Raw genomic sequence first — 22,019 nt, 5'->3', positions numbered from 1 at the left:
AACGCCGACTACGCGCTTGTCAGCAACAGACCGATCTCCTCGCCGGTTTCTTCGCCAGCACCGGCATGACCCTCGAACCCGAACCACCGAGATAGCCCGAACCTTGGCCCTTCAACCTCTGTAGCAGGAGGCGCCCCGCCGCGGGCCCGATGGCACAGACGAGCGCGGAATACACCGGTCATGATGCATGCCCTGGACAACTCCATAGATGCCCTCACGCACCATGAACCATCGAGGAGCTGCGCGGGTAGCGCGAGACGTCGGCTGGTGAAAGGTCACGGGACCCGAACTCACCGGCGCTGCGCAGAGCTGAGGGCCCTGACCCGCGGTGATACAGATGAGAGGTCCGGCGTTACCTCCCCGAGAAGATCGAAGAGGTCAACCTTCGCTGCTCCCCACCTGGCCGGTCCCGGCTGTCGGCGTGGAGCCCTCAGGCGCCCCTTGAAGAGTGTCGGTGCCATCGGCGTGCCGCTCTGGGTCGCCCGTGCTGCTGTCGGTATGCTTCCCGGAAGCTGAGACTCAAATCCCACCAGAAGCCTTCTGACCAGGCCTTTTTACTGGGAGACCTCTTCGGCAGATCCGAAGAGGTCCACTCAGCAGAGTTGAAGGTCTAGCTTCTATTTGGCTAGTCAGGTGATCGGCGGTCTTCGCCGGGGCGCCTTCAACGGTGGCCGAACCACCACGCAATCGACGACACGATGACGCCGCCCACCGCGGTGGCCATCCCCTTGACCAGTCCCAGAGCGATGGTCCGTCCGATCAGTCGAGGGATGGGGTGGCTCTGGGTGGGGTAGCTCGAGGTGGAGACGGGCGAAGGTCTGTCGTTCAGGGCCATCCAGCAGGTCCTTCCAATCACGAATGGCTGGGCAGCTTCCAGCATGGGCGAGGAACCCGGTGATGCGTCGAGCGCAACGCGTTGCGAAATCAAGCGCAACGGGTGCGCATCGGGCTGGCTCACCGGTATTACTAATACGTGCGCGGCGGTCATAGCAGTTTGCGGGCGGTTTCAACGGACATCTCCGCCATCAGGCGGGAGTTGGTCGTTGAGCTTCGGCTTTGGTTCGGGCTTCTCGAGGTGTCCGTTCGGGCTTACGCTCGGCAGCAGGCGTTGAGTCCTAGCTCGGTCACCCGATACCTCAGCGGCCAGAGCCTTCCGTCTGACGAGTTCATAGCCGACCTGATCTACCAAGTGGACCGACGCCCCGGCAGTTTGACCGGGCCGGATCCGCAGCGACTCTGGAAGCTTCAGCGCAGGGCGCAAGACGCGCAGCCGGGTACATGGGGACACACCAAGCAGTTGAAGCGGAAGATCCGCGAGGCTCAGGTTGAGGCGCGCGCCGCGCAGCAGCAGCGGGATCTCGCCAGGGAAGAACTGGTCCAAGCTCAGCGGAGCCTCCTGCAAACTGGCATGGCCCTAGACGTCCTTCGCTCGGGATCAAGCCGTATCGATGATGCCCAAGCGCAGAGCTGGAGTCAGCTGATCGAGCAGCTGCAGCAGGCGCAGGCAGAGCTCAGCGAAACAAAATTCCTGCTGGTGCAGGCACACAGCAAAATCTCAGAGCTAACGCTTGAGCGCGTCCTGCCCGACAACAGCTTGACCGACCGGGCAGCCTCCGTAGCTGGCCCAGAACCGACCCGCTGGCACGAACCGGCGACACCGGTCCGCACCATCCACTGGGACACCTACCGACAGCTACTGCTAGACCGCAGAGCGTGGACACCTTCGCAGGTTGCCCGTCTTGACAAGTCCTCCGACGCTGTTGTCAGGAAACTGGCCGATCCCCGAGCTGGTCTTCCTACCCAACGCACAGGTATGGTCCTCGGCTATCCACAGGCCGGTAAGACCTCAGATATGACGGCTGTTGTCGCCAAGGCGGTCGACGCCGGATACCGGCTCATTGTTGTACTGAGTGCTCCGCTCGAATCAATCCGCACCCAACTCCAGGCCCGACTGGACGAGAGCCTACTGACACCGTTCGGCACTGGCGAGATCCATCGCCTCACCGACACAAACTTTGACTACAAGGCCCTGGCTGCCCGCCTCGAGACCCTTCAGTTCGAGAAGACCGTGCCGGACACACCGTTCAACGACGGCAGGAACCTGGACCACGCGGCGACCCGCCTCCTAGTCGTGAAGAAGAACTTGACAATCATCAGGCGACTAGTCAACGACCTGCAGAAGGCGCGCACCCCACTGCACGAGATCCCGGCGCTCATCATCGACGCCGACGCCGACTCCACATCGACCTCCAAGCAGAACGCGCTCGGGTCGGCGCTGGAGGAGCTGATGGGCATCCTGCCCCGCGCCCAGTACGTCGGGTTTGCCACCACACCGATGGCCTCCGCGTTCCTCGCCGCAGAGGCTTCCGCGCATTTCCCCCGAGACTTCGTTGTGTCGCTTCCCCGTCCAGAGGGCTACTTCGGATTGCCCGAGATCAACGCCGCGGCTGCCCGGCCGAGCGGGCTAGGACCAGCCCACTTCCGCACGGTGGAAGGCGGCGAGCAGGGACTGCGAGAAGCGTTGGACATGTTTGTCCTCACTGCGGCTGTCAAGGCCTACCGTGAGCTACCGGGAGGGCGACGATGGTCGCAGCACTGGATGCTGCTGCTCGGGCCAGCCCGGGCCAGCGAGTTGCAGGCACTACGCACGCGAGTTGCTGAGCTCTGGGCCGCGAGCGACTTTGAGTCTCAGGCGGGCCGGGCGAGGTTGCAGGCTCTCTTCGAGTCGGATCTCTTGCCCGTCTCCCGGCAGAAGGGAGCCGTTGTCCCCCTCTCCTTCGTGGAGCTCGTGCCAACCCTCGACAAGACCCTGGACCAATTCAGCAGCCACCAGAGCCCCAGTGGTGCGGGTGTCGACCTCGTAACCCTCGGGATCGTGGTGTCCGGTCCGCAACGCATCAGGGAACACAGCAGCACGGGCCTCACTGTCATTTACCTCAGCGCCTCGACGGGCCCGTCAATGCTGCCCGCTATTACCAGCGGGCTCGGGTTCCACGCTGGTTGCGAAGATCTGATCCGCTTCTACATCCCACAGACGCGCGGACAGGGCGGCTCGACGTTCCTCAGCGAGCTAGAGGCATACCTACAGGTGGACGAGGAAATACGGGCACAGGTGGCTGCGATGCCTTCGCTGTTGCCGATCGAGATCCCTCCACTGATTGCAACGCTTGCCAAGGGGAGGGCTCTGCCGGGGCCATCTGTGTCTCGTGTCCAAGGGCGCCGCGAGCACGCCGAACAAGCAGGGGCCAGCTCCGAACTGGCAGATGGGCCCGCCTCGATTGGGACTGGTGTCGGCGGAGACGGTGTCGAGGTAGGTGAGTTAGGCGCCGACCTGGACGCGCATGACCACGAGGACTGAGCTTCAGGCGCGCCAGGCGCCGACTGCGCACCCGGCGCCGGCTTGGGGTGCCTACTTCTTAGTCTTGCGGATCAGGCTGTTGAGCCGCTGGAACAGCTTCTCGATCAGGTCGAGGGTGGTGGCGTCGAGGTCGGGCAGGGACGCCTGTTCTCGCAGGTAGGTGCGGGCGGGCTTGTAGTGGTTGAACTTGCCGCCGGCGACTTTGTTCTTCTTGAAGTGGGCCTCGATCTGGCGGACGATCCGTGGGTCCTTCGCATTGAGGTCACCCGGGTTGATCGGCGTGGTGAGCTCGTTGACGTAGGCGCGGTTGACGAGTTCGAGGTAGAACTCGCGCGGGAATAGGTCTTCGATGTCGGCGTCGGCGGCGCCGGTGAACTCCTTAATCTCGACCAGGCCGTTGCGGGCCATCTGGTCGTTGGCGCGCAGCTGCTGGACGGCCTGGACGTCCTTGGTGCTGGAGTCGACCAGCACGGCGACGTTGATCTTGTTGGCGCCAAGCAGTGTGGCGAACGTGGACAGCTTGCCGGAGCCGCCGATCGGAGTGACGACCCAGCGAGGGTCCAGTCCGGTCCTGCCGGTGGACTCGGCGGCATCGCCGAGGATCTCCAGGTAGATCATGTCGCTGGGGCCCTCGACGAGCAGGGTGTCATCGGCGACGAAAAGCGTCTGGGTCATTTCGATGCCCATGGCGGCCAGCAGCGGGAACGCCGTGTCGGTGTCGGCCCGGAATATCTCCTCGGAGACCTTCGTGCCGCCGTCGATGTGGTCGATGACGGTGCGGACCCGCTCGAAGTGCCTGGGCGAGACCATGAACGGCGAGTGCGTGGTGTAGATGACCTGGTGCTTGGTTGCGAGCCGCTCGTCGATGAGCTTGAGCAGGTCTTCCTGGGCGCGACCGTGCAGGGACAGGCCTGGCTCGTCGAGCAGCAGGATGAGATCGCCCTTGGTGTTCTCCTCGACCTTGTTGAAGTAGGCCAGGAAGCTGAAGAACCACACGAAGCCGCGCGAGCGGTCGTCGAACGGGACCGTGACGCCGTGCCGCCGGTTGCGGACGCGGACCTGCAGGATCGGGCCGACGTTCAGTGGGGCGCGGGCGCCCGCTTCGGCTTGCAGCACCTTGAGGTCGACTTCCAGGTCGGTGTTCTGCGACCAGTACTCGAAGACCTCTTCGGTGATGGCGTTGCTGGTGTTCTCCAGCTCGCGGATTAGCCGCTCGTGGTTGTCCGTGACGCTGAACTCGTCCAGGCTGACGCCGGCCATGTCGAGCAGGCTGATCAGCGCCTTCTCGCCGCGCTCCAGGGTGCCGTCCTTCTGACGGGCCATGAGGTCGGGGATGGACACCTTGCCGGGCATGATGTCGTAGTCACCGAAGTAGACGAAGTGCGGCATGTAGGGTTCCGCATACTCGTCGATTAGGTAGAGCTGGACCCTTTGATCACGCCAGCTGCGGATGCGGTCTGCGGTGGCAGTCGCGCCGGCGGTCGGCTCGTCGAGCGCGTCGATCGCGGCGAGTAGTTGGGCCACGGTCTTGGCCTTGGCGATGTCGCCGGCGACGGAGGCGGGAAGGTCGAATCCGGAACGCAGGTGGTTGACGATCGCCGCCTCGTTGACCGTGTGGCTGAAGTAGCGGGCCCCGTAGCCGACGGTGCGCGTGAACTCGCGACTGGCCAGGGCCCCGTGGCCGAGGTCCTCCTCGATCATCTTGATCTCGTGGTCGTCGTAGCGGAACGTCGCCGCGATGACCGGAACGGCTGCCTCGCCCAGTTCCCGGCGCTTGCGGCCCATGTTCGCGGGGAAGTCGACGACCTTGTCGAACGCCTTGTTCTCGATCGGCTTGAGCCGGAACAGAGCCTGCAGAGCGTTGGTCTTGCCGGACTCGTTCTTGCCGACCAGGCAGGTGACGTCATCTTCGACCCGGAACTCCTCGGAGTCTGCGATCGAGCGGTAGTAGGTCACCTGGGCCTTGACGAGCTTCAATTGCCCTCCATCGTTTCGAAAGGACCACAGGCTCAGGAGCTGGGCAGGCAAAGGATCACACCTTTGCGAAGAAGCTGCCGCCAAGGCGCGAGTTCGGGGTATCGTCCTGACACCACATCAAGGAGTTGACCCCGGATGCCGTCGCCCGTGCGCGAGGCGCCCGGGGTCCTTCGGTTTGATCACCCGACATCGTAACTGAAAGTGCCGACAGGGTGCACCGCCGTACTGCCGTCATTCGAACGCGCGTCCGAGGAGGTCGGTCAGCTGGACGCTGACTATCTGACCCGACTCGCTTGGGACGCCTGTTCCTGAACAGGCCCGGCGTACGGTCTCTGCCGATCGTGGTTCCGGCTTCGGTCGTCGTAGCTGCTGTCCCGCTCGGGGCTGTCTCGCCCTCGGAGCCTCGACCGTGAGCGTGCTCCCCCAGATCGACCGATGCGGCTGCGGGAGCCGGCGCTGGCGCCAAACAAGGCACTGGGCCCGAGCTCACGATCGGTCGGGGGCTGGGTTCGTGGGAGCAGGGTGGAAGCAGCGGCCCGCCCTGAACGGCCCTGAACTGCGTCCAACGGCACCGAACGCCGCTCGACTGCACCCACCCCTGCCTGCTGCTCCACGTTGCCGCAGGTCAGAGTCGGTGTAGCGTCCTGATGGATACCGAAGGCGTCAGCGCTGACCCCGGCAGAGGCGGTAGAGCGGCTGGCGAAGATCCTGCCAGCGCCACACAGCACGCCACCACCGTGCTTCTTGGCCTTCTCGTCGGGGCCAGCGACCTGGCACAGCGGCCACGCAGGAACCTGCGCGGAGCGGCGGTAGTCGCCGCCGCTGACGAGCGGGCACCTACGGGCTCTGCACGTCTGGCCGCCGCGCTCCCTAGAGCGAACAGCGGCGGTTGTGGATGTTGCACCATGGATTGCAGGAAGCTGCCAGTAACGTGGCTGCTGATTGTGGGACGTGCACGGTGTAACAGGCAGACGTTAAGCGAACTGAGCGGTGAGCCAGTCGCTGATCTTGCCCACGACCCGTTCGAGCTCACCTGCCTGCCCCCATCGATGGTTGAACTGAGCGAGACGTCTGTGTGCCAGCGGAAGAGGAGGAAGGCCTGTGCCGTCGCGACTCTGCTCGCGGACTCGGATTACCACGTACTCGGCGGTGAGCAGGGCGGCGGTCTTCTCGGTATCGGCGTCAAGTTTTTCTGCATGCCAATACGAGCCGTCGTACTCGACAACAACCCCTCGTCCTCGGTAAGTACCGAGGATGTCGACCTTGGCGAACCGACGCCTACCCCATGGCGCCAGCACCTGGGCGCCGTGCTGGGCATCGGTCAGCACGTTGCCGTCTAGCTCCGTGAAAAATTCGTGCTCGATCTTGGAGGTCTGGATGAGCACGCACTTCGGACAGCCGTTTTGCCGTCCGCTGGTCCGCCGCGCAATTGGACCGCACCATTCGTGCCCGCAGGCGGCAAGCCACCACACCTCCGTCGCAGGCGAAACAGCCACCTCAGATGGCTTCAAGGCGCCATTTTTGGTTGGGTGCCACTCTGCCGCGATGTCCGGTCTCAGCGTCGCGAGGTCGTTGAAGCCGGCCTCTACCAATCTGCCGTAGCACGTTGGGCAGCCGGTCCCAAAGACCGTTCGTTGGTATACCTGAGCGCTCCACTCGTGACCGTGCTTGCACTGCCACCAACACCATGCGTTCGCCGCCGCATGGACGCGCTCGGGCTGAAGGGCGCCGTTCTTGGTCGGATGCCAGGTGTTCGCAACCTCGGGCGCAATATAGGCCAGATCGCTGACTCCGATCGTCGGGTATCGACCAAAGCAGTATGGACAACCAGCGGCAACGCCACCGCTTGGCTTCGTCCGGTGGTGGATGCGCATGCGATACCTGTGCCCCTGTGGGCAGATCCATGCCGCCTGGTATTTGGAACCGACACCGTAGTCGGTCAGACGTCTACCAACGTTCTCGCCGCTGTCCCACTCTGTGTGAAGCTGGGGGTACTGGTCTGGCTGGATCTTGCCGGCCCGAGGACCGCGCGGCCGGGTGCAAGTCGGGCACCCAGTTCCTCTGCGGCGGTTCGTCACAGTGGCCTGCCACTGATGCCCGCATGATCCGAGCCACCAAGCCTTGAAGTCAGAGCCAGGCATGAATTCACCTGGTGTCCTTGGAGCGTTCCGGTTCGGATGCCACTCGGCAGCAAGCTCCGGGTGTAGCGTCACAAGGTCGTTCTCGCCGGGGATCGTACGCCGGCCGTTACAGTACGGACAGCCGATGCCACGGGTACGGTTTTGGATCTTGGCATCCCAGGTGTGTTCCTTGGCGCATAGCCATGTGACCGTCTTCTGGGAACCGGCAGTAACCATGTTGGGCTTGAGATCGCCGTTGGCCGTTGGATGCCACCAAGCGGCCACCTCTGGATGCGTTTCGTCAAGCTTCTCCGAGTGCCGCTTCACGGCTCAATATTGCCGCTACCAGGGGCGGGGAAACCAGCTTTGTGGAGCTACGAGGCTCCTTGGGTCGGATTTTTCGCATCAGCATGACCCAGACGCCGTAGCCCGAGCCGATGTTGCCACGCGATCATCCCCACGCTGACCAAACCGCCGAAGATCGCGGGGCCGCCCTGGCGACTCGCTCGGTTCTAGCAGCAGCTAGCCGGCACCGGGTGGGTTTGCTGCACCGATGGGTGGCAGCGGGCCTGGGACGATCTCGCCATGGCCACCTATGATGCTGCGCTGGTGCTCCTCGGCGATTCCTCGGAGGCGGTACTCCTGCAGCATCGCGATGATCAAAGCTTGGTGTCTCCGAACCAGTGGAGCCTGCCGGGTGGCCATGTCGAGCTGGGCGAAACGCCCGAACAGGCGGCGCACCGAGAGTTATTCAGGGAGACGGGCCTGACGACGAGTGAGTTGCGTGCATTGTGGAGTGGCCCATGGCCGTACGAGGCCGGCTTCCCGCATACGCTGACTGTTCACGTTTTCCGCGGCCGGACCGATGCTCGGCAACAGGGTGTGGTGGTCGGCGAGGGCCGCGCGATGGTGTTCGTCCCGCGGGATGAGGTTCTCGACCGCGACCTGGCCGTGACGACCGCCGTAGTCCTGCCGCTCCACCTCGGCAGCGCCGGCGAGACGGACTGATCGTCGCTGACAAGGCGCGGCGATCGTGAGCGTGCTGCGCGATCGACCGATGCGGCTGCTGGAGTCAGCGCTGGCGCCAACCAAAGCACTGGGCCGGCAGCTCACGATCGGTCGGCGGTCTGGTGCGAGCCCGGTTTGGGGGAGCAGGTTGGGAGCAGCGGGGTGCCCTGAACGGCCTTGAACTGCGTCCAACGGCATCGAGCGGCACTCAACTGCACCCACCTCTGCCTGCGGCTATGCGTTTGCACAGGTCAGAGTGGGTGCGGCGCCCTGTTTCCCGCGGAGTGCTCCGCGGTTCTGAGCAGCAGTCGACGGTGCCCTATGTCGGCTGGCAGGGAAGTGTGCTCAGGTCTAGGCGGTAAGGAGCCGTTGGTTGGGCTGGCCTTGCAACTGGGAGCAGATTGGGTGCAGGTTGGCGAAGAGGTCACCGCGCCCGAAGTGCTCACCGACGCCGGACAGAGACGATGGTCCTGACCTGCGGTGATGCGGTTCTGCGGTGCTGTGTGACCCCCCTGTAGTGGTCGAGGAGGTCAAGGCGACGGTCGTCCGGGCGTTGGCGCGCGGCGCGGTCGTTGTTGGTGGTCATCTGGCGTGGGCGAGCCGCGGCGAGCATCGGCAGCGGTGGCGGACAGCATTCAGGGCTGGTATCGGCGGCGCGTGAAAGCTGACCCTCAGGTGGCAGTTCACCGTGACCTGGCCCGGAGAGGCTGCGGCACTGGCACCAGAGGAAAGAAGCGGCGACCATGTCCGGCGAAGCCACGCTCAGCTTTCAACCGTCGCGACAAGTCGCCGCCTCGCGGTACGATATCGACTCGGGACATCGACGGACCTACCTCTGCGGAGCGCCTGTGCTCAAGGGAAGGTTGCACCGGGGTCGGCTTCGGCCAGCGTTCCCGCTCTATCTGAACGTGGCTCTCATCGTGGCGACGAGCCTGCTCGGCGTCGTGGGAAATTACCTCACGAGCATCGACGATCCGCCACCGCTGCTGAACGTGCTAAAATCGGTGGCTTTCCCGGCCTTCTTTGTGATCGTCGTCTTACTGATCGCTGGCCAGATCGTTCTTCATAACATGGCCAACCCGAAGATCAAGCGACGCGAATGGGACCCGGGCCGGCCGCCGTACCCCGGTCTTGAGCCGTACCGCGAGGGTGATGCTGCGGTGTTCTACGGCCGGGACCAGCAGATCTCGGACATCGTCAGACGCCTGCTGAGCGTTCCGGAGTCGCGGCTGCTGGTCATTGTCGGCGCCTCGGGCAGCGGGAAATCATCCCTGGTGCAAGCCGGAGTCGTGCCAGTGCTCAAGGCTCGCCGCTGGGTGATACTGCCGGTGATCACTCCAGGCAGCGACCCGATCGGAAATCTGGCGCGGGCCGTGTCGAAGGCCCTGCCGACGAGTACCGCGATCCCGTCGATCGTGCGCAGCGTGAGACAGAACCGGGAGATCCCCGAGCGTTACGTGTCGGAGATCCGACGTACGAAGGGACACCGGTTCAGTCAGGTCGTGCTGGTCGTCGACCAACTGGAAGAACTCTTCACCATCACCGGCGAGGGCGATAGGGCGCTCTTTCTCGACGTCATCGAGAGGCTGCTGGCAGGTGACCCGCGCGTCTCGATTCTCGCCAGCATGCGAATCGAGTTCCTCACCCAATTCCTGGCCACCGACCACTCGACGCTCTTTCAGAGTCCTATCGCGATCGGAGCCATCCGTAGCGAATACCTCACCACGGTTATCGAGGAGCCGGGCCGCACCGCCGATATGACGTTCGCCCCGAACGTCGTCGATCGCATCGTGGCCGATGTCGGCACCACCGACGCGCTTCCGCTGCTGGCGTACCTGCTGCAAGAGCTGTTTTTCGAGGTCGGCGCCCAGGGCACGGTGACCCTAGCCGACTACCTGGCGGCCGGCGGTGTGGGGGGAGCCCTGACCAGGCAGGCGGACCAGGCGGTGACCGAGCTGCGTGACGAAGGTGGGATTCAACAGACGCTCTCCACGCTCCTGCGGTTCGTCTCGCTCGACGCGAACGATGTCACCAAGCGACCGGTCGCCCTCCGGGACATCGGACCGGACCAGCGGCGCATCGTGGACGCCTTCGTCGATGCCCGCCTGCTCATCACCAACGTCCGCGACGGTGAGCCAGTGGCGGAGGTCGCGCACGAGGCGCTCTTCCGGCTCTGGGCGCCACTTCGTCAGGAGGTCGAGACCCGGGCCGAGCAGTTGCGGCAGCGGTCGGAACTGGAACGGTGGGCGGCCGACTGGGAGAATTCGAGTCGCAGTCACGACTACCTGCTCACCGGTCAGCGCCTCGCGCTCGCCGAGCAGTGGCTGGCCGGGCTCGACGCGTTGGGCCAGGCCGGGGAATCCGTCCGCTCGCTGATCGAGCACTCGAAGCGACGCGACCTCGCCTTCCTGCGGCGCGTATCGGAGAACATCGGCAAGTACGTCCTGGCCAACGCCGAGCGCTTCCCCGAGCTGTCGATCCTGCTGTCGATGACGGCGCTCGCCGAGGCGCCGCGGACCCCGGTCGTCGAGCGCGCGCTGATGTCTGCGCTTGCGTTCAGCCATCTGCGATGCGTGCTCTCCGGACACAGCGACACGGTGCGCGTCGTCACCTGGTCCCCAGACGGGCGGTACCTCGCGACCGCCTCACGCGACATGACCGCGCGAATCTTCGAAGCCGCGTCCGGGCGGTCGGTGGCCGTCTTCAGTGGCCACCAGGCCATGGTGGAGGCCGTCGCTTGGGCTCCGGACTCACGCCGGATAGCGACCGGCGGACGCGATCGGACCGTGAAGGTATGGCGGCTGGGCGAGAACGCGCCGCTGCTCACCCTCTACGGTGCCGACGACATGGTGCGAGGGGTGGCGTGGTCGCCCGACGGCAGGCACGTCGCCGCCGGCAGCCAGGACCACCAGGTCCATGTTTGGCGTGCCGCCGACGGTGAGCACTTGACGGCGCTGCGCGGGCACAGCGGCGACGTTTACGGCCTCGGCTGGTCACCGGACGGCACCCTGCTCGCCTCGGCGTCCCACGATCGCACCGTGATCGTCTGGGACTTCGCCTCTGGTAACCGGCGGCTCTCCCTACGAGGACACGGCGACTTCGTCGAAGGGCTGGGCTGGTCACCGGACGGGTCGCGGCTGGCGACCGCCTCCGGCGACCATACGGTGCGCATCTGGGACGTCGCCGACGGCCGCCAACTACTGCTCATCCGCGGGCACCTCGACTTCGTGTGGAGTGTGGCGTGGTCTCCGGACGGGCTGTCCGTCGCATCCTCGTCCAGCGACCGGACCATCCGGGTCTGGGACGTCAACGACGCGCGCGAGATCGCCACGCTGCGGGGGCACGACGATGCGGTCTGGAGCACGCAGTGGTCGCCCGACGGCACGGAACTGGCGTCCGCCTCCAGCGACGGCAGCGCTCGACTGTGGTCGTTGCTCCCCGACGGTGCCGAGCAGCGGGCCCTCGTGGGACAGGTGGGTGGTATCCGGTCGGCTGCGTGGGCCGCGGGCGACCTTCAGGTGGCCACCGCCTCCGAGGATGGCACCGTCCGCGTCTGGAACCTCGCCGCCGACAGCTTCACCGAACTCGTTGCCCACACCGACATCGTGTGGGGTGTCGGCTGGGCGCCCGACGGGAAGCGCCTGGCGTCCTGCGCCAACGACGGGCTGGTGCATGTCTGGCGACTCGGCGGGAGCCGACCCGAGCGGACCCTCGACACCGGTGTCGTCTCGGAAGGGATCATGTGGGCGCCCGACAACGCACGGTTGGCCACGGCTGGGCGCGACGCGACCGTGTCGATCTGGGACGCGGCCACAGGGCGCAGGCTCCTGCAGCTGCACGGACACACCGACTGGGTGGTGCGCGTCTGCTGGTCGCCGAGCGGCCGGATGATCGCCTCCACGTCTGACGATCGGACGGCGCGTATCTGGGACACCGCCACCGGAGAGGAGCTGGCGGTCCTGCGCGGGCACCACAACTGGGTCGACGGGGTCAGCTGGTCGGCGGACGAGGAGACGGTGGCCACCTGCTCGGCGGACTGGACCGCCCGGCTCTGGGACGCGCGCTCCGCGCGGCACACCCACACGCTGGAAGGTCACGAAGGGCGCGTACGCGCCATCGCCTGGTCCCCAACGGGCGACCTGATCGCGACCGGCTCGTACGACCGCACGATTCGGCTGTGGAACTCCACCGACGGAGCCGAGGTGCGGGTCGCCGGGGTGCACCGGGACCGGGTGACCTCCATCGCCTGGTCGTCGGACGGCACTCGTCTCCTGTCGGCCTCCATGGACAAGTCAGCCAGGATCTGGTCCGCTGCCCCCGACTTCGACGCCCTGCGGCGACGTGCCGCCCAACGGGTGTTCCGCGAGTTGACCGCCGAGGAGCGTGAGTCGCACATGCTCGCTCCACCGGTCGACGGGTGACGGGCGCGTCATCGCCCGCTCGCCGTCACGTCCAGCACCGAGCGCAGGAGAATGTCGCTGCTGCCCTCGTCGCGGACGTTGACCACCGGTACGCCGTACCGGGCGGCCTCGTCGCAGGGCCTGCTGCCGAAGATCGAGAAGCCCGCCAGCCTGGCCGAAATGCCGACCCTGCGGCTGAGATCCTCGATGACGGCCAACTCGTCGGCGACTGAGGACACCTTGAGACCGGGGAACATGGCCCGATCCACGCGATCCGTGTGGTGACACATGATGATCGCGTCCGGCGCCGCGCCGAAGAGAATATTGATGATCCCGCCGCCGTAGGCGCGATGGAGGATGGCACCCTGTCCCTCCACGACGATGATTTGGCGTCCCTGCACCGCCAGCCGGTGCACGGCTCGCTGCACGGCTCCGATGATGAAGTCGCCGAAAGTGTGGTCGGCATGCACCACCTCATCGGCGCCGCACATGTTCCCGATCTGCCCGGTGGCGACGAAGCCACTCGACAGGCCGGCGGCCAATGCCGCGCGGTGCAGCAGCAGTGCAGTGGTCATCTTCCCGACCGCGCTGTCCGTGCCCACGGTCAGGACCACCGTGGCGTCGACCCGAAGGCCGGGGGACCAGGTGTGGCGCGGCCCTTCCGTCCTGACGTCCACCAGCCGCGCCCCGGCCGACGCTGCTCGCGCTTTCAACTCGGGGTCGTCGTTCAGATGGGCGTGCGTCGCGCACACCACGTCGAGGCCCTCGGCGATGGCCTCGACGACGAACGCCCGGAGCCGCGGCGGCACATGGCTGTCCGCGTCCATCGCGTTGACCCCGACCACCACGCTTCGCGCGCCTGCCCGCGCGGCGGAGGCCAGGTCGGGTACCACCGGCACGTCGAGCGCACCGACGCCGAGGATGACGCCGGCGTCGGTGCCTGCCGCGACCGCGTCGACCACGCAGGCAACCTTCCAGCGTGTGCCCAGTAGGAGAAGGTTGTTCGCCGTCTTCGTCCCGGAGCGCCCTAGGCGACCGTCCGTCCAGATCGCGACCGGACCCCTCACGGTCGACACATCAGCGTCGGTGGCCATCACAACTCCCTTCAGGACGTTTGTGAACCCGCTCGGTCGGCAGGAGGAAAGAGCGCGGAGGCGTCGATTCCCGTCCCCAGGGCGTCGTGCGGGATCACTATCCGTCCCCGCGAGTAGCCGATGCCGCCGGTCATCGGGAGGTGCGGCATGAAGCACGGGGTGTCCAGGTCCACGTACCCGACCGCGTGCCGGCGGGCCGCGGCGAGGGCCGCCGAGAACGAGGTGGACACCGCCGTCTCGCTCATCCCCCCGATCATGCACCGCACTCCCGCTGCGGCCGCCGCCTCAATGAGGCTCATCGACTCCAGCACCCCAAACTTCATCACCTTGACGTTCAGCGCGTGGATCCCGCCGCGTTCCACCAGCCGCCAGAGGTCGCCCTCCCCGCGGATCGACTCGTCCGCGCATATCGGGGCGCCGGTCTCGCGTTGGAGCCTGACCAGGTCGCCCGGGCGGGACGGCGGCGTCGGCTGTTCGAACAGCGCGAGTTCGACACCGGCCTGATCGAGGGCGTCGACGAACCGCCGCGCATCGTCGTAGGAGTACTGACCGTGTGCGTCGACCTGCAGCCAGGAGTGTGGTAGCGCGGCGGCGACCGCCCGTACCCGCGCCACGTCCAGCTTCCACGGACCGACTGCCTTGATCTTGATACGACTAAACCCCGACCTCCGGGCCGCCCGGGCGGCGGCGAGGGTGTGAGGGATGTCGCCGGGGAGGACCGTCAGGTTGGACGTTAAGGGCACGGGCGATCCACCGAGGTGCCGCACCAGGGACAATTCGGCCCGACGCGCCCCGGCGTCCAGCAGCGCCTGTTCCACGCCACACCGGGTCGCGGTGAGGCCGGGGGCCAGCGCCCGGATCCGGCGGGAGAGCTCGCACCACATCTGTCCGCAGCTACCGTGGACCGAGGATTCGATCCGGCGGAGCGCAGCAAGGCTCGACCGCTGCGACTCGCTGGTGATCCCGGCGAAGAGTGCCACCTCTCCGTAGCCGACCGTTCCGTCGCGGAGGACCGTACGAACGATGACGTTCCTCGACACGATCCGGGCGCTGCCGGCCGGCTGCGGAATGGACAACATGACGTTCAGCGGAACGGCGTCGATTCTTGTCACCATGCAGCCTGCGTCGCACTGCTGCGGGCGCGGCGACGTGGGAAGGGCCGCCGTTGCACATCGATGCTCCATCCTTCCGGAATGATAGCCACTCATCGAGATCACTGGAATTCCTTCTCAGGGGCCGAGGATCGGCTCGGGGTATGATCAGCCCCTCGGGGGTGGGTGCCACACATGGTCGATTTCGTAGCGGTGTACGGCACCGGCTTCGTGGACCCCGACGAACCCGTCGCCCATGCGGACGACCTCGGGCTGCTTCGCGGCGACGGCGCCTTCGAGGCCCTGTTGTTGCACGGCGGCAAGCCGATGTTGCTCGAGGAGCACATGGGCCGTCTCTATGCCTCTGCCCGGCGTATCGAGCTGGAACTGCCCGACCGGCTGCCGCTCACGGAGTTCGTCAACGAACTCGCGGCCGCCTGGCCGGCGGACGTCGAGGGCGTGCTGAGGATCGTCTGCACCCGCGGCCGCAGTGGTGCCGGTCGCCCGACCATATTCGGCACCGTCGACCGTCTCCCCGCCGCCACGGCGGTGAACAGGCGACACGGAGTGACGGCCCGTACCGCCACTAACGGCTACCCGGTGGCTGGGCGCCTTGGTGCGCCGTGGCTCCTGGGCGGCGTCAAGTCCCTCTCGTACGCGGTCAATCTGGCGAGCCATCGCTGGGCCCTGAGCCAGGGCGCCCAGGAGATGTTGTGGCTGAGCACGGAGGGCTATGTCCTGGAGTCACCTAGCTACAGCCTGCTGTGGATCACAGGCTCGACGCTGTTCTCTGTACCCGCCTGGACCGGGATCGTCGCCGGAACGACGGCCGCCACCCTCCTCGCGAGTGCCCGGCACCTCGGCCTCGCGATCGGAGAGGCACTGGTGACGCCGGCCGACCTCGCTCGCGCCGACGGCGTGTGGTTCACCGGCTCACTGAGCGGAATCCTGGCGGTCACGGAAATCGACGGCAACCCACTGCGGCGCTCACCACTCCTTGAGCCCGCCCGATCCTTGATCGGTTACCCTGGTGCCCTACCATAGTCAGAGGACGGTTTCGACCTGCCGGGTGACCTCCGATACCAAATAGTCGCGGGGATTGAGATTCATGGCGACCCGCTCGGGCGAGGCCCAGTACGCGGCGTTCGCCTCCTCGAAGGAACTTGGCCCCGTATAGAAAACCACCCAGATGTGCTGATCGAGTGAGCGGTCCACCCAGGACCCGGTAATTTTGAACCCGAATTGCCGCCGGAGCGGCACCACCAAGGTGCGCCACCGCTGGACCCATTCGTCCAGCAGGCCCGGCATCACAGTGTAGATCCGTAGCTGTCCGCTCATTCTCTTGGCCTCATTACCCGACCTAATCCGGACCACATCACATGGTCTAGTGGCGCGTGTCTGAAGTGATCTGACGCTATCGCTTCAATGCCCGATACCGCTTGAGTAGGGCGCTGATCTTGTCCGGGTTGGCCTCGCCGTTGAGTTCGGTGAGGAGGTCGTCGGGGCAGAGTTGGTAGAGGTCGCCCCACCACCGGCGGGCTTTGTTGTCCCAGACTCGGTACCCGCCGGGCACTCCGCGTGCCACGTACCGCCGCCGGCTCATGTCGTGCTCGCAGCGGTGGTGTCGTGTGGTGCGAGGCGCCGGTTGGCTTTGGCGAGGATCTGTTCGGCGGTCTTGGTCCAGCGAAACGGCTGGCAGCGTTGGTTGTAGGCGTCGATGAACACGCGGATGGCGCCGATCAGGTCCGGGACGCTGGTGAAGGTGCCGCGGCGGATGGCCTGGCGGGTGATGATCCCGAAGAAGACCTCGACACCATGTTCATCCACGACGCGCTGGTCGGGGTGAAATGCATGCTGATCCTCGGGTTCTTCGCCAGCCACGCCTTGACGTTGGGGTGGTTGTGGGTCGCGTAGTTGTTGGCCACGACGTGCGGTTTCACCCGCGGATGGGCCTTGGCAACCTGTTTGAGGAAGGCCAGGAACTCGGTGTTGCGGTGCCGGTCGTAGCAGGCATCCGCGGTGATCTTTCCGGTCGCGACCTCCAACGCGGCGAACAGGGTGGTGGTGCCGTGCTGGCGGTAGTCGTGAGTGCGACGTTCGGCCTGGTCGAACCGCATCGGCGGTGGCGCGGTCCGGTCCAGGGCCTGGATCTGCGACTTCTCGTCAACGCAGACCACCGTCAACGCCCAAGCGGCCCGGGCCGCGTTCGAGGACCTGGCCGAGAAGTGGGGCGGCCGGTATCCGGCGGTGATCCGGCTGTGGGACAACGCCTGGGCCGAGTTCATCCCGTTCCTCGACTACGACGTCGAGATCCGGCGGGTGATCTGCTCGACCAACGCGATCGAGTCGTTGAACGCCCGCTACCGGCGGGCCGTGAAAGCCCGCGGCCACTTCCCCAACGAGCAGGCCGCGTTGAAGTGTCTGTACCTGGTGACCCGGTCCCTGGACCCCACCGGAGCAGGCAGAACCTGAGGGACGATGCGCTGGAAACCCGCCCTGAACGCCTTCGCCATCACCTTCAGCGACCTCTTCCCCGCCGCTGAAACCTACTAACCAAGATCGCCGGAAACACCCTTAGCGAGACAGCCCTCCGGCTGACCGCGGGTCGATGTGAGGCGGGGATCGAGGGAGCAGTTTGGGAGCAGCCGGGTGCACTGAACGGCGTCGAACTGCACTCAACGGCATCGAACGGCGCCCAACGACGTACGCCGCGACCTGCGGTCGTGTTTTTTCGCAGGTCAGAGTGGGCGGAGCGTCCTGCTTCCCGCGGAGTGCTCGGCGGTTTTGCGACGCCATCGACCACGCTTCATATCGTCACGTAGGGGAGTGCGTGCAGGCCAAGGCGGTAAGGAGCCGTTGGTTGGCTTGCCTTACAGATGGGAGCAGGTTGGGTGCAGGTTGGCGAAGGTGTCTCCGCGCCCGAAGTGCTCGCCGACGCCAGACAGAGACGAGGGCTTTGACCTGTGGTGATGAGGTCGAGCGGTGCGGCGTGACCCCCAGTAGAAGTCGAAGTGGTCAGGCGTTGCTCCTCCCGGGATGGCTGGCGCCGCCGGCGTCTCGGTTGGCCTAATGCCACGTGCGTAGGCGTGCTGCAGATTGATGTGGAGCGTCGCGGTGAGCTTGCTGGAGTCCGCCGCAGTTCCGTCATTCGAGACACCGATCCCACGGACAACGTCCTGACCACGCACTTCAGGCTGAAGACCTCTTCGGCGAGTCCGAAGGCGTCAGCGTGGGCGCGCCGCGAAGGCGGTAGGGCGGCGTCCGCACATGCCGAGAGAAGTGCGCGCCTTCAGGCTCGTACTCGAGGCGCACCGCGATGCCGCCGAGCGGGCCTCAGTGCGGTGGGACTCTGCCGTACGTACGCGTCCGGACATCTGTGACGGCTGGATGGGCAGTTGTGGGACTGGTCAGAGTGGTCCCCACAGGTGACGGCGTTTCCACCCCTCGTGGCCGGCTCGGAATTCCTGCAGGAGCCGCAGGGCTGCTTCGCGGTCGGTGGTCTGGCAGCGGAAGTGGCGGTCGATCGAGCCTTCCTGATACTCGAGTGCGTATGTCCCGGCGGGTACTCCGGCAGCGTCGCCGTAGCCCACCTGGACGAACCACCCATCGGCGCGTTCGAGAATCACGTAGCCGTTGTTCTCGCCGACCTGGCCGATGATCCATTCCAATCGGCCCGCGTCGGGGTCGGGCATCGTCGGCAGACTCTCCGACGAGAGCGTAAAGAGGGCTACGTGGCCCGGCGCGTTGGGGTTCACGACTTGGTAGCCCGGTTCGTAACAGATCAGGCCGTGCTCGGCGGCGAGAGTCAGGACGGCGGTACCGACCTCGTTCGCTCGCGACCAGACGCACGAGACGGTCAGAATCGCGTCGGACCGCTCGGGAGTCATGCTCCACACTCCCAGCCGGTCGACGTCATCATCGCCGAGACTCTCCAGCGGCGGGAAGCGATCGAGCAGTGCGTCATAGAACCGCCCTACGGCGGGATGCGCGGCGAACACATCTTGTCCGCCGTCTCCCCAACGCTCCAGCTTTGCTCGCGCCTCGGCCGTAGTGACCGGTTGGTCCTCGTGCCATGACGTACAGGTCAAAACTCACCGCAACCCCAAGTGCCTCAGCCAGATCGGCGACGACAGCGTAGGTACCGCTACCGTGCCCGACAACCCCCGCCCGGATCTGCCGCCGACGGTGATTGCAACTGACAGCGTGGCCAGCAGTACCGACACCTCCTCGAGGTCGAGGTCAGGTAGGTTGGCCTCGGGCTCCGGGTCTGAGGGCCAGATCATTGGTGGGCGCTGGACTGCGTCCCGTCGAGTTCCTCTCGGCGCCAGTAGGTAGGGGAGTTGCTGCAGAGCTGGCAGGCGAGGACCAGCGGCTGACCGGCTCGTCCGGGCCCTTTGTTACCGCAGCACAAGGGCAGGCTGCTCGCCTTGGACGTTTTGGCCTGCGTCACGTCGGGACCGTATCGCCGTTCGCAGGCGCGTTTTGCCGTCTCGTCGCGGCGGGGGTCGCTTGCGGTTTCGGCGAGCTCGACGGTCCCGCCCCGTTCGCCGGCGACCGTGCTGTGAGCATCGGCAGGGATCCAGCTAACGCGGTCGCGGTGCCGGTAGGGCAGCCAGGCTCCGTGCAAGATGCCTTCGAGTAGGTGGTCGAGGTGAAGGCGGGGACCACAGGGAAACATGGCGGTTGTGGCGGCCTTTTGCCGGCTGTAGCTGTACGGGTTGAGCGTCGGGTACAGGTGCAACCGGCCGCACGGCATGGTCTTGCGGGTGGACGGACACCGGGTGGTGCCCGTCCACAGGTCCGCCCAGCCGCACCGTTGCGTCTCGAACGTGATGGCACCCGCGCCGACCTCCAGGCGGGTCTCGGACAGGTACATGCGGTGGTCGTCGAGGGCCGGTACGGACAGGTGTGGCACCGGGTGCAGGAACGCGATGTCGTCGGCGCCGCGGTCGGTGGTCCACACCACCCGGTCTCCGGCCTTGCGCAGCGCTCGTTGTCGGGCCCGGATAGTCCGAGGGGTTTCCCTAGAGTGCTGGATCTCCCCGGCGACCGTTAGGACCGGGCCGATGGCCAGGACGTCCGGTCGGCGGCGGGCGCGTGGCCGCCACACTTCAACCTCCACCGTGCCGCCGGCGGACTCCCATGTGCGGGCCTTGCGCTCTTTGAGCGCCTTGTGGGTGTCGGTCTCGGGCTGGTGTTCCGGGTGTGGGGAACGGCCGTCCTCGTGTCGGAATACCGGGCCGTGCCGGCCTTCGACGAAGGTCAGCCATACCGGCGTGCGGGGCAGCCCTCTTTGGGACTGGTAGCGCATGCAGAGCAGGCAAAGCAGCTTCTTGCCACCGATGCCGTGGGGGCGGTCGTTGGCCAGCCGCTCGCGCAGATCGGGTTGGTCGGGGTGCCCCCAGAGCGTGAGTCGCGGCTGCAACTCGACCGCGGCCGGCACGTAGAACACACCGTCGTTGAAGGCGAGCGGGTCGAGGTGTTCCCAGACTGGTCGGTTCACGGGTCCCCCTAAGCGGTGGTCCTGCTCGCAGCCGACTGAGCAACGGGTTACACGTTAGCTACCAAGGGTAGCTTCCATCGAGGATGGTCATCGTGCTGACCGCTCTGACCTCAACAGCGCTATCGCCTGTCTCGTCGGGCTCGCCGCTCGGATGGCGACCGTGACCGGTTGCTGCGGGCGGTGGGGGCCGTTTGCTCACTGACCGCCCACCAATCGGCGTGAGCGGCGACGATCCGCCCCTACCGCTCGGAGCGGTGACGCCGCTGCCTTCGTCGTGCCCGAGCAGGTCCTCGAGAAGCCGAAGCAGTTTGCGATGGTACTAAGCGAGTTTGAGGCAGCCGCTGGTCCCGCCGTTCGGTCGCGACGCCGTCGCCGCTGGCCGGCAGCAGACCGGGTGGCGTGAGCGGCGCCGTTGGCTGGCCGTCCCAGTCGAGGCACGGCTGGTCGAGTGGTTGTGGTACGGACTGGTCGGGGCGCGACGGGAATATTGGTGGGGCAAGGATCGAGCGAGGGGGACCGTGAGCAGGTGGCGTTGGTCAATCGACGAACGGACGTCAGGTCACCCTGTGGTGATTTGTCGGCGGAGGCAATTCTTGCAGGTTCGGGCCAAGATGAAGGGTCTCGATGGAAGGAGAGCCCTGTGCCCCGAGGAGCGCCGCGAGTTCGAGCTGTCGCGGCGCGCCGCCGTCCGCGTCGCTCGGTGGTCCCGCCTTCAGCCGTCAGCGGTCGGGTGCAGACGTGGCTGGCTGTCGTCTCGTCGGCGCTCAGCCTGCTGGCTCTCGGAATCGCCTTCTGGACGCTTCGAGATCAGCAAGAGATCAACCGGTCGCAATTGAAGATTAACCAGGCGCAATTGGGGTTAGCCAAGATTGAGAATGAGCGGTACGAGCAGCGGTACGCCGCCCGGGTGTCCTTTTGGTACGCGGACCGAGCGCCTGATGAGGTGAACACTTATCCCACTTTCGTAATCTACAACCGGTCGCCTGTGCCGATCATGCGCATCCATTTCGAGATGGCCCAGGTGAGCGTGAAGCCGACCCCGCACGTTCTCTACGGCGGCAATCTCAACGCCCCGCCGTGCTCGATACTGACAGTGCGGGTTTTGTACGACGACTACACCAGCCAACCGAAGGCCCCGGCGCACGACCGGCCGATGAGCATGCGGTTCCTTGACACCGTCGGCTGGTGGCGTATCACGACGGTGGACAGCATTCAGTTCGGGGCGGTACGGGCGCCCGTACCGCTCGACGAGGGGGACAGGCCACCGATTCAGATCGATCCCGCCTTCGCGCTGCGGGAGATTCCCGGGACGCGGCAGGAAGCTCCCGATTGTGGCGAGGGCGGCTACAGAGGTTGAAAGGCTGACGTCCGTCGGCGTGTCGGCGTGATCTCGGTCGATTGATTCGGTAGGCCGGAGGTATGAGGTATCCGGCTGGTGGTGGCATGAACGCGGCAGCCCGGGTCCGGC

14 protein-coding genes and 2 pseudogenes are annotated in these 22,019 nt (G+C 66.0%); 6 read left to right on the top strand and 10 right to left on the bottom strand.

The genetic code is table 11. The annotated features are described in order from the left end of the window. Positions 1-661: 661 nt before the first annotated feature. Positions 662-835, bottom strand: coding sequence for a hypothetical protein (locus QCZ28_RS33795; protein ID WP_279520422.1), 174 nt, complete (start codon positions 833-835; stop codon positions 662-664). Between the two features lie 462 nt (positions 836-1,297). On the opposite strand from QCZ28_RS33795, the gene QCZ28_RS33790 reads away from it, so the two are divergent. After that, positions 1,298-3,358, top strand: a complete 2,061-nt coding sequence (locus QCZ28_RS33790; protein ID WP_279520421.1) for a hypothetical protein — start codon at positions 1,298-1,300, stop codon at positions 3,356-3,358. A 51-nt stretch (positions 3,359-3,409) separates the two neighbouring features. Here the strand turns inward: QCZ28_RS33790 and QCZ28_RS33785 are convergent, their stop codons facing one another. Both QCZ28_RS33785 and QCZ28_RS33780 read right to left on the bottom strand, forming a co-directional pair. Beyond that, positions 3,410-5,335, bottom strand: a complete 1,926-nt coding sequence (locus QCZ28_RS33785) for an AAA family ATPase (protein ID WP_279520420.1) — start codon at positions 5,333-5,335, stop codon at positions 3,410-3,412. A 974-nt stretch (positions 5,336-6,309) separates the two neighbouring features. Beyond that, positions 6,310-7,476 (bottom strand): zinc-ribbon domain-containing protein, encoded by a 1,167-nt coding sequence (locus QCZ28_RS33780; protein WP_279520423.1) that lies wholly within the window; start codon positions 7,474-7,476, stop codon positions 6,310-6,312. Between the two features lie 564 nt (positions 7,477-8,040). Here QCZ28_RS33780 and QCZ28_RS33775 point away from each other — a divergent pair. Then, entirely contained in the window at positions 8,041-8,463 is a 423-nt protein-coding gene (locus tag QCZ28_RS33775; RefSeq protein WP_279520419.1) for an NUDIX domain-containing protein, read from the top strand. Positions 8,464-9,371: 908 nt separating this feature from the next. Then, the gene (locus tag QCZ28_RS33770; protein WP_279520418.1) at positions 9,372-12,884 is read left to right on the top strand and encodes a hypothetical protein; all 3,513 of its coding nucleotides are present in this window, start codon (positions 9,372-9,374) and stop codon (positions 12,882-12,884) included. A gap of 8 nt (positions 12,885-12,892) precedes the next feature. Here the strand turns inward: QCZ28_RS33770 and QCZ28_RS33765 are convergent, their stop codons facing one another. Both QCZ28_RS33765 and QCZ28_RS33760 read right to left on the bottom strand, forming a co-directional pair. Further along, entirely contained in the window at positions 12,893-13,825 is a 933-nt protein-coding gene (locus tag QCZ28_RS33765) for a DUF1611 domain-containing protein (RefSeq protein ID WP_279520417.1), read from the bottom strand. 143 nt (positions 13,826-13,968) lie between these two features. Beyond that, a complete protein-coding gene (locus QCZ28_RS33760; protein ID WP_279520416.1) occupies positions 13,969-15,072 on the bottom strand; it encodes an enolase C-terminal domain-like protein in 1,104 nt (367 codons plus the stop codon). Between the two features lie 171 nt (positions 15,073-15,243). Here QCZ28_RS33760 and QCZ28_RS33755 point away from each other — a divergent pair, with 171 nt between their 5' ends. Then, on the top strand, positions 15,244-16,092 hold the full coding sequence (locus QCZ28_RS33755) for an aminotransferase class IV (RefSeq protein ID WP_279520415.1): 849 nt from the start codon (positions 15,244-15,246) through the stop codon (positions 16,090-16,092). On the opposite strand, the gene QCZ28_RS33750 is transcribed toward QCZ28_RS33755, so the two are convergent. The 3 genes and pseudogenes from QCZ28_RS33750 to QCZ28_RS33740 form a co-directional block, all read right to left on the bottom strand. Then, positions 16,093-16,386, bottom strand: coding sequence for an NIPSNAP family containing protein (locus QCZ28_RS33750; RefSeq protein ID WP_279520414.1), 294 nt, complete (start codon positions 16,384-16,386; stop codon positions 16,093-16,095). Between the two features lie 76 nt (positions 16,387-16,462). After that, a complete protein-coding gene (locus QCZ28_RS33745; RefSeq protein WP_279520413.1) occupies positions 16,463-16,651 on the bottom strand; it encodes a hypothetical protein in 189 nt (62 codons plus the stop codon). Next, positions 16,648-17,225 (bottom strand): annotated as a pseudogene (locus QCZ28_RS33740) (IS630 family transposase); the annotation flags it as partial. The gene QCZ28_RS33745 and the pseudogene QCZ28_RS33740, both read right to left, overlap by 4 nt. 4 nt (positions 17,226-17,229) lie before the next feature. Between QCZ28_RS33740 and QCZ28_RS33735 the strand changes: the two are divergent. Next, a pseudogene (locus QCZ28_RS33735) lies at positions 17,230-17,601 on the top strand (transposase); the annotation flags it as partial. 854 nt (positions 17,602-18,455) lie between these two features. Here the strand turns inward: QCZ28_RS33735 and QCZ28_RS33730 are convergent. Both QCZ28_RS33730 and QCZ28_RS33725 read right to left on the bottom strand, forming a co-directional pair. Then, positions 18,456-19,046 (bottom strand): hypothetical protein, encoded by a 591-nt coding sequence (locus QCZ28_RS33730; RefSeq protein ID WP_279520412.1) that lies wholly within the window; start codon positions 19,044-19,046, stop codon positions 18,456-18,458. A 281-nt stretch (positions 19,047-19,327) separates the two neighbouring features. Further along, entirely contained in the window at positions 19,328-20,500 is a 1,173-nt protein-coding gene (locus QCZ28_RS33725) for a hypothetical protein (protein ID WP_279520411.1), read from the bottom strand. 781 nt (positions 20,501-21,281) lie between these two features. Between QCZ28_RS33725 and QCZ28_RS33720 the strand changes: the two genes are divergently transcribed. After that, positions 21,282-21,908 carry a hypothetical protein gene (locus QCZ28_RS33720; protein ID WP_279520410.1) on the top strand — a complete coding sequence of 209 codons (627 nt, stop codon included), beginning with the start codon at positions 21,282-21,284 and terminating at the stop codon, positions 21,906-21,908. Positions 21,909-22,019: the final 111 nt, after the last annotated feature.

The organism is Micromonospora sp. DH14 (assembly GCF_029809455.1).
Classification (GTDB): Bacteria; Actinomycetota; Actinomycetes; order Mycobacteriales; family Micromonosporaceae; genus Micromonospora; species Micromonospora parva.
This window is presented reverse-complemented; position numbering and strand designations above follow the sequence as displayed.

What these genes read in the sequence shown, in the direction of transcription:
- QCZ28_RS33750 (WP_279520414.1), bottom strand. Translation starts at nt 16,386, where the DNA reads ATGAGCGGACAGCTACGGATCTACACTGTGATGCCGGGCCTGCTGGAC.
- QCZ28_RS33745 (WP_279520413.1), bottom strand. Translation starts at nt 16,651, where the DNA reads ATGAGCCGGCGGCGGTACGTGGCACGCGGAGTGCCCGGCGGGTACCGA.
- QCZ28_RS33760 (WP_279520416.1), bottom strand. Translation starts at nt 15,072, where the DNA reads ATGGTGACAAGAATCGACGCCGTTCCGCTGAACGTCATGTTGTCCATT.
- QCZ28_RS33795 (WP_279520422.1), bottom strand. Translation starts at nt 835, where the DNA reads ATGGCCCTGAACGACAGACCTTCGCCCGTCTCCACCTCGAGCTACCCC.
- QCZ28_RS33775 (WP_279520419.1), top strand. Translation starts at nt 8,041, where the DNA reads ATGGCCACCTATGATGCTGCGCTGGTGCTCCTCGGCGATTCCTCGGAG.
- QCZ28_RS33755 (WP_279520415.1), top strand. Translation starts at nt 15,244, where the DNA reads ATGGTCGATTTCGTAGCGGTGTACGGCACCGGCTTCGTGGACCCCGAC.
- QCZ28_RS33780 (WP_279520423.1), bottom strand. Translation starts at nt 7,476, where the DNA reads ATGCCTGGCTCTGACTTCAAGGCTTGGTGGCTCGGATCATGCGGGCAT.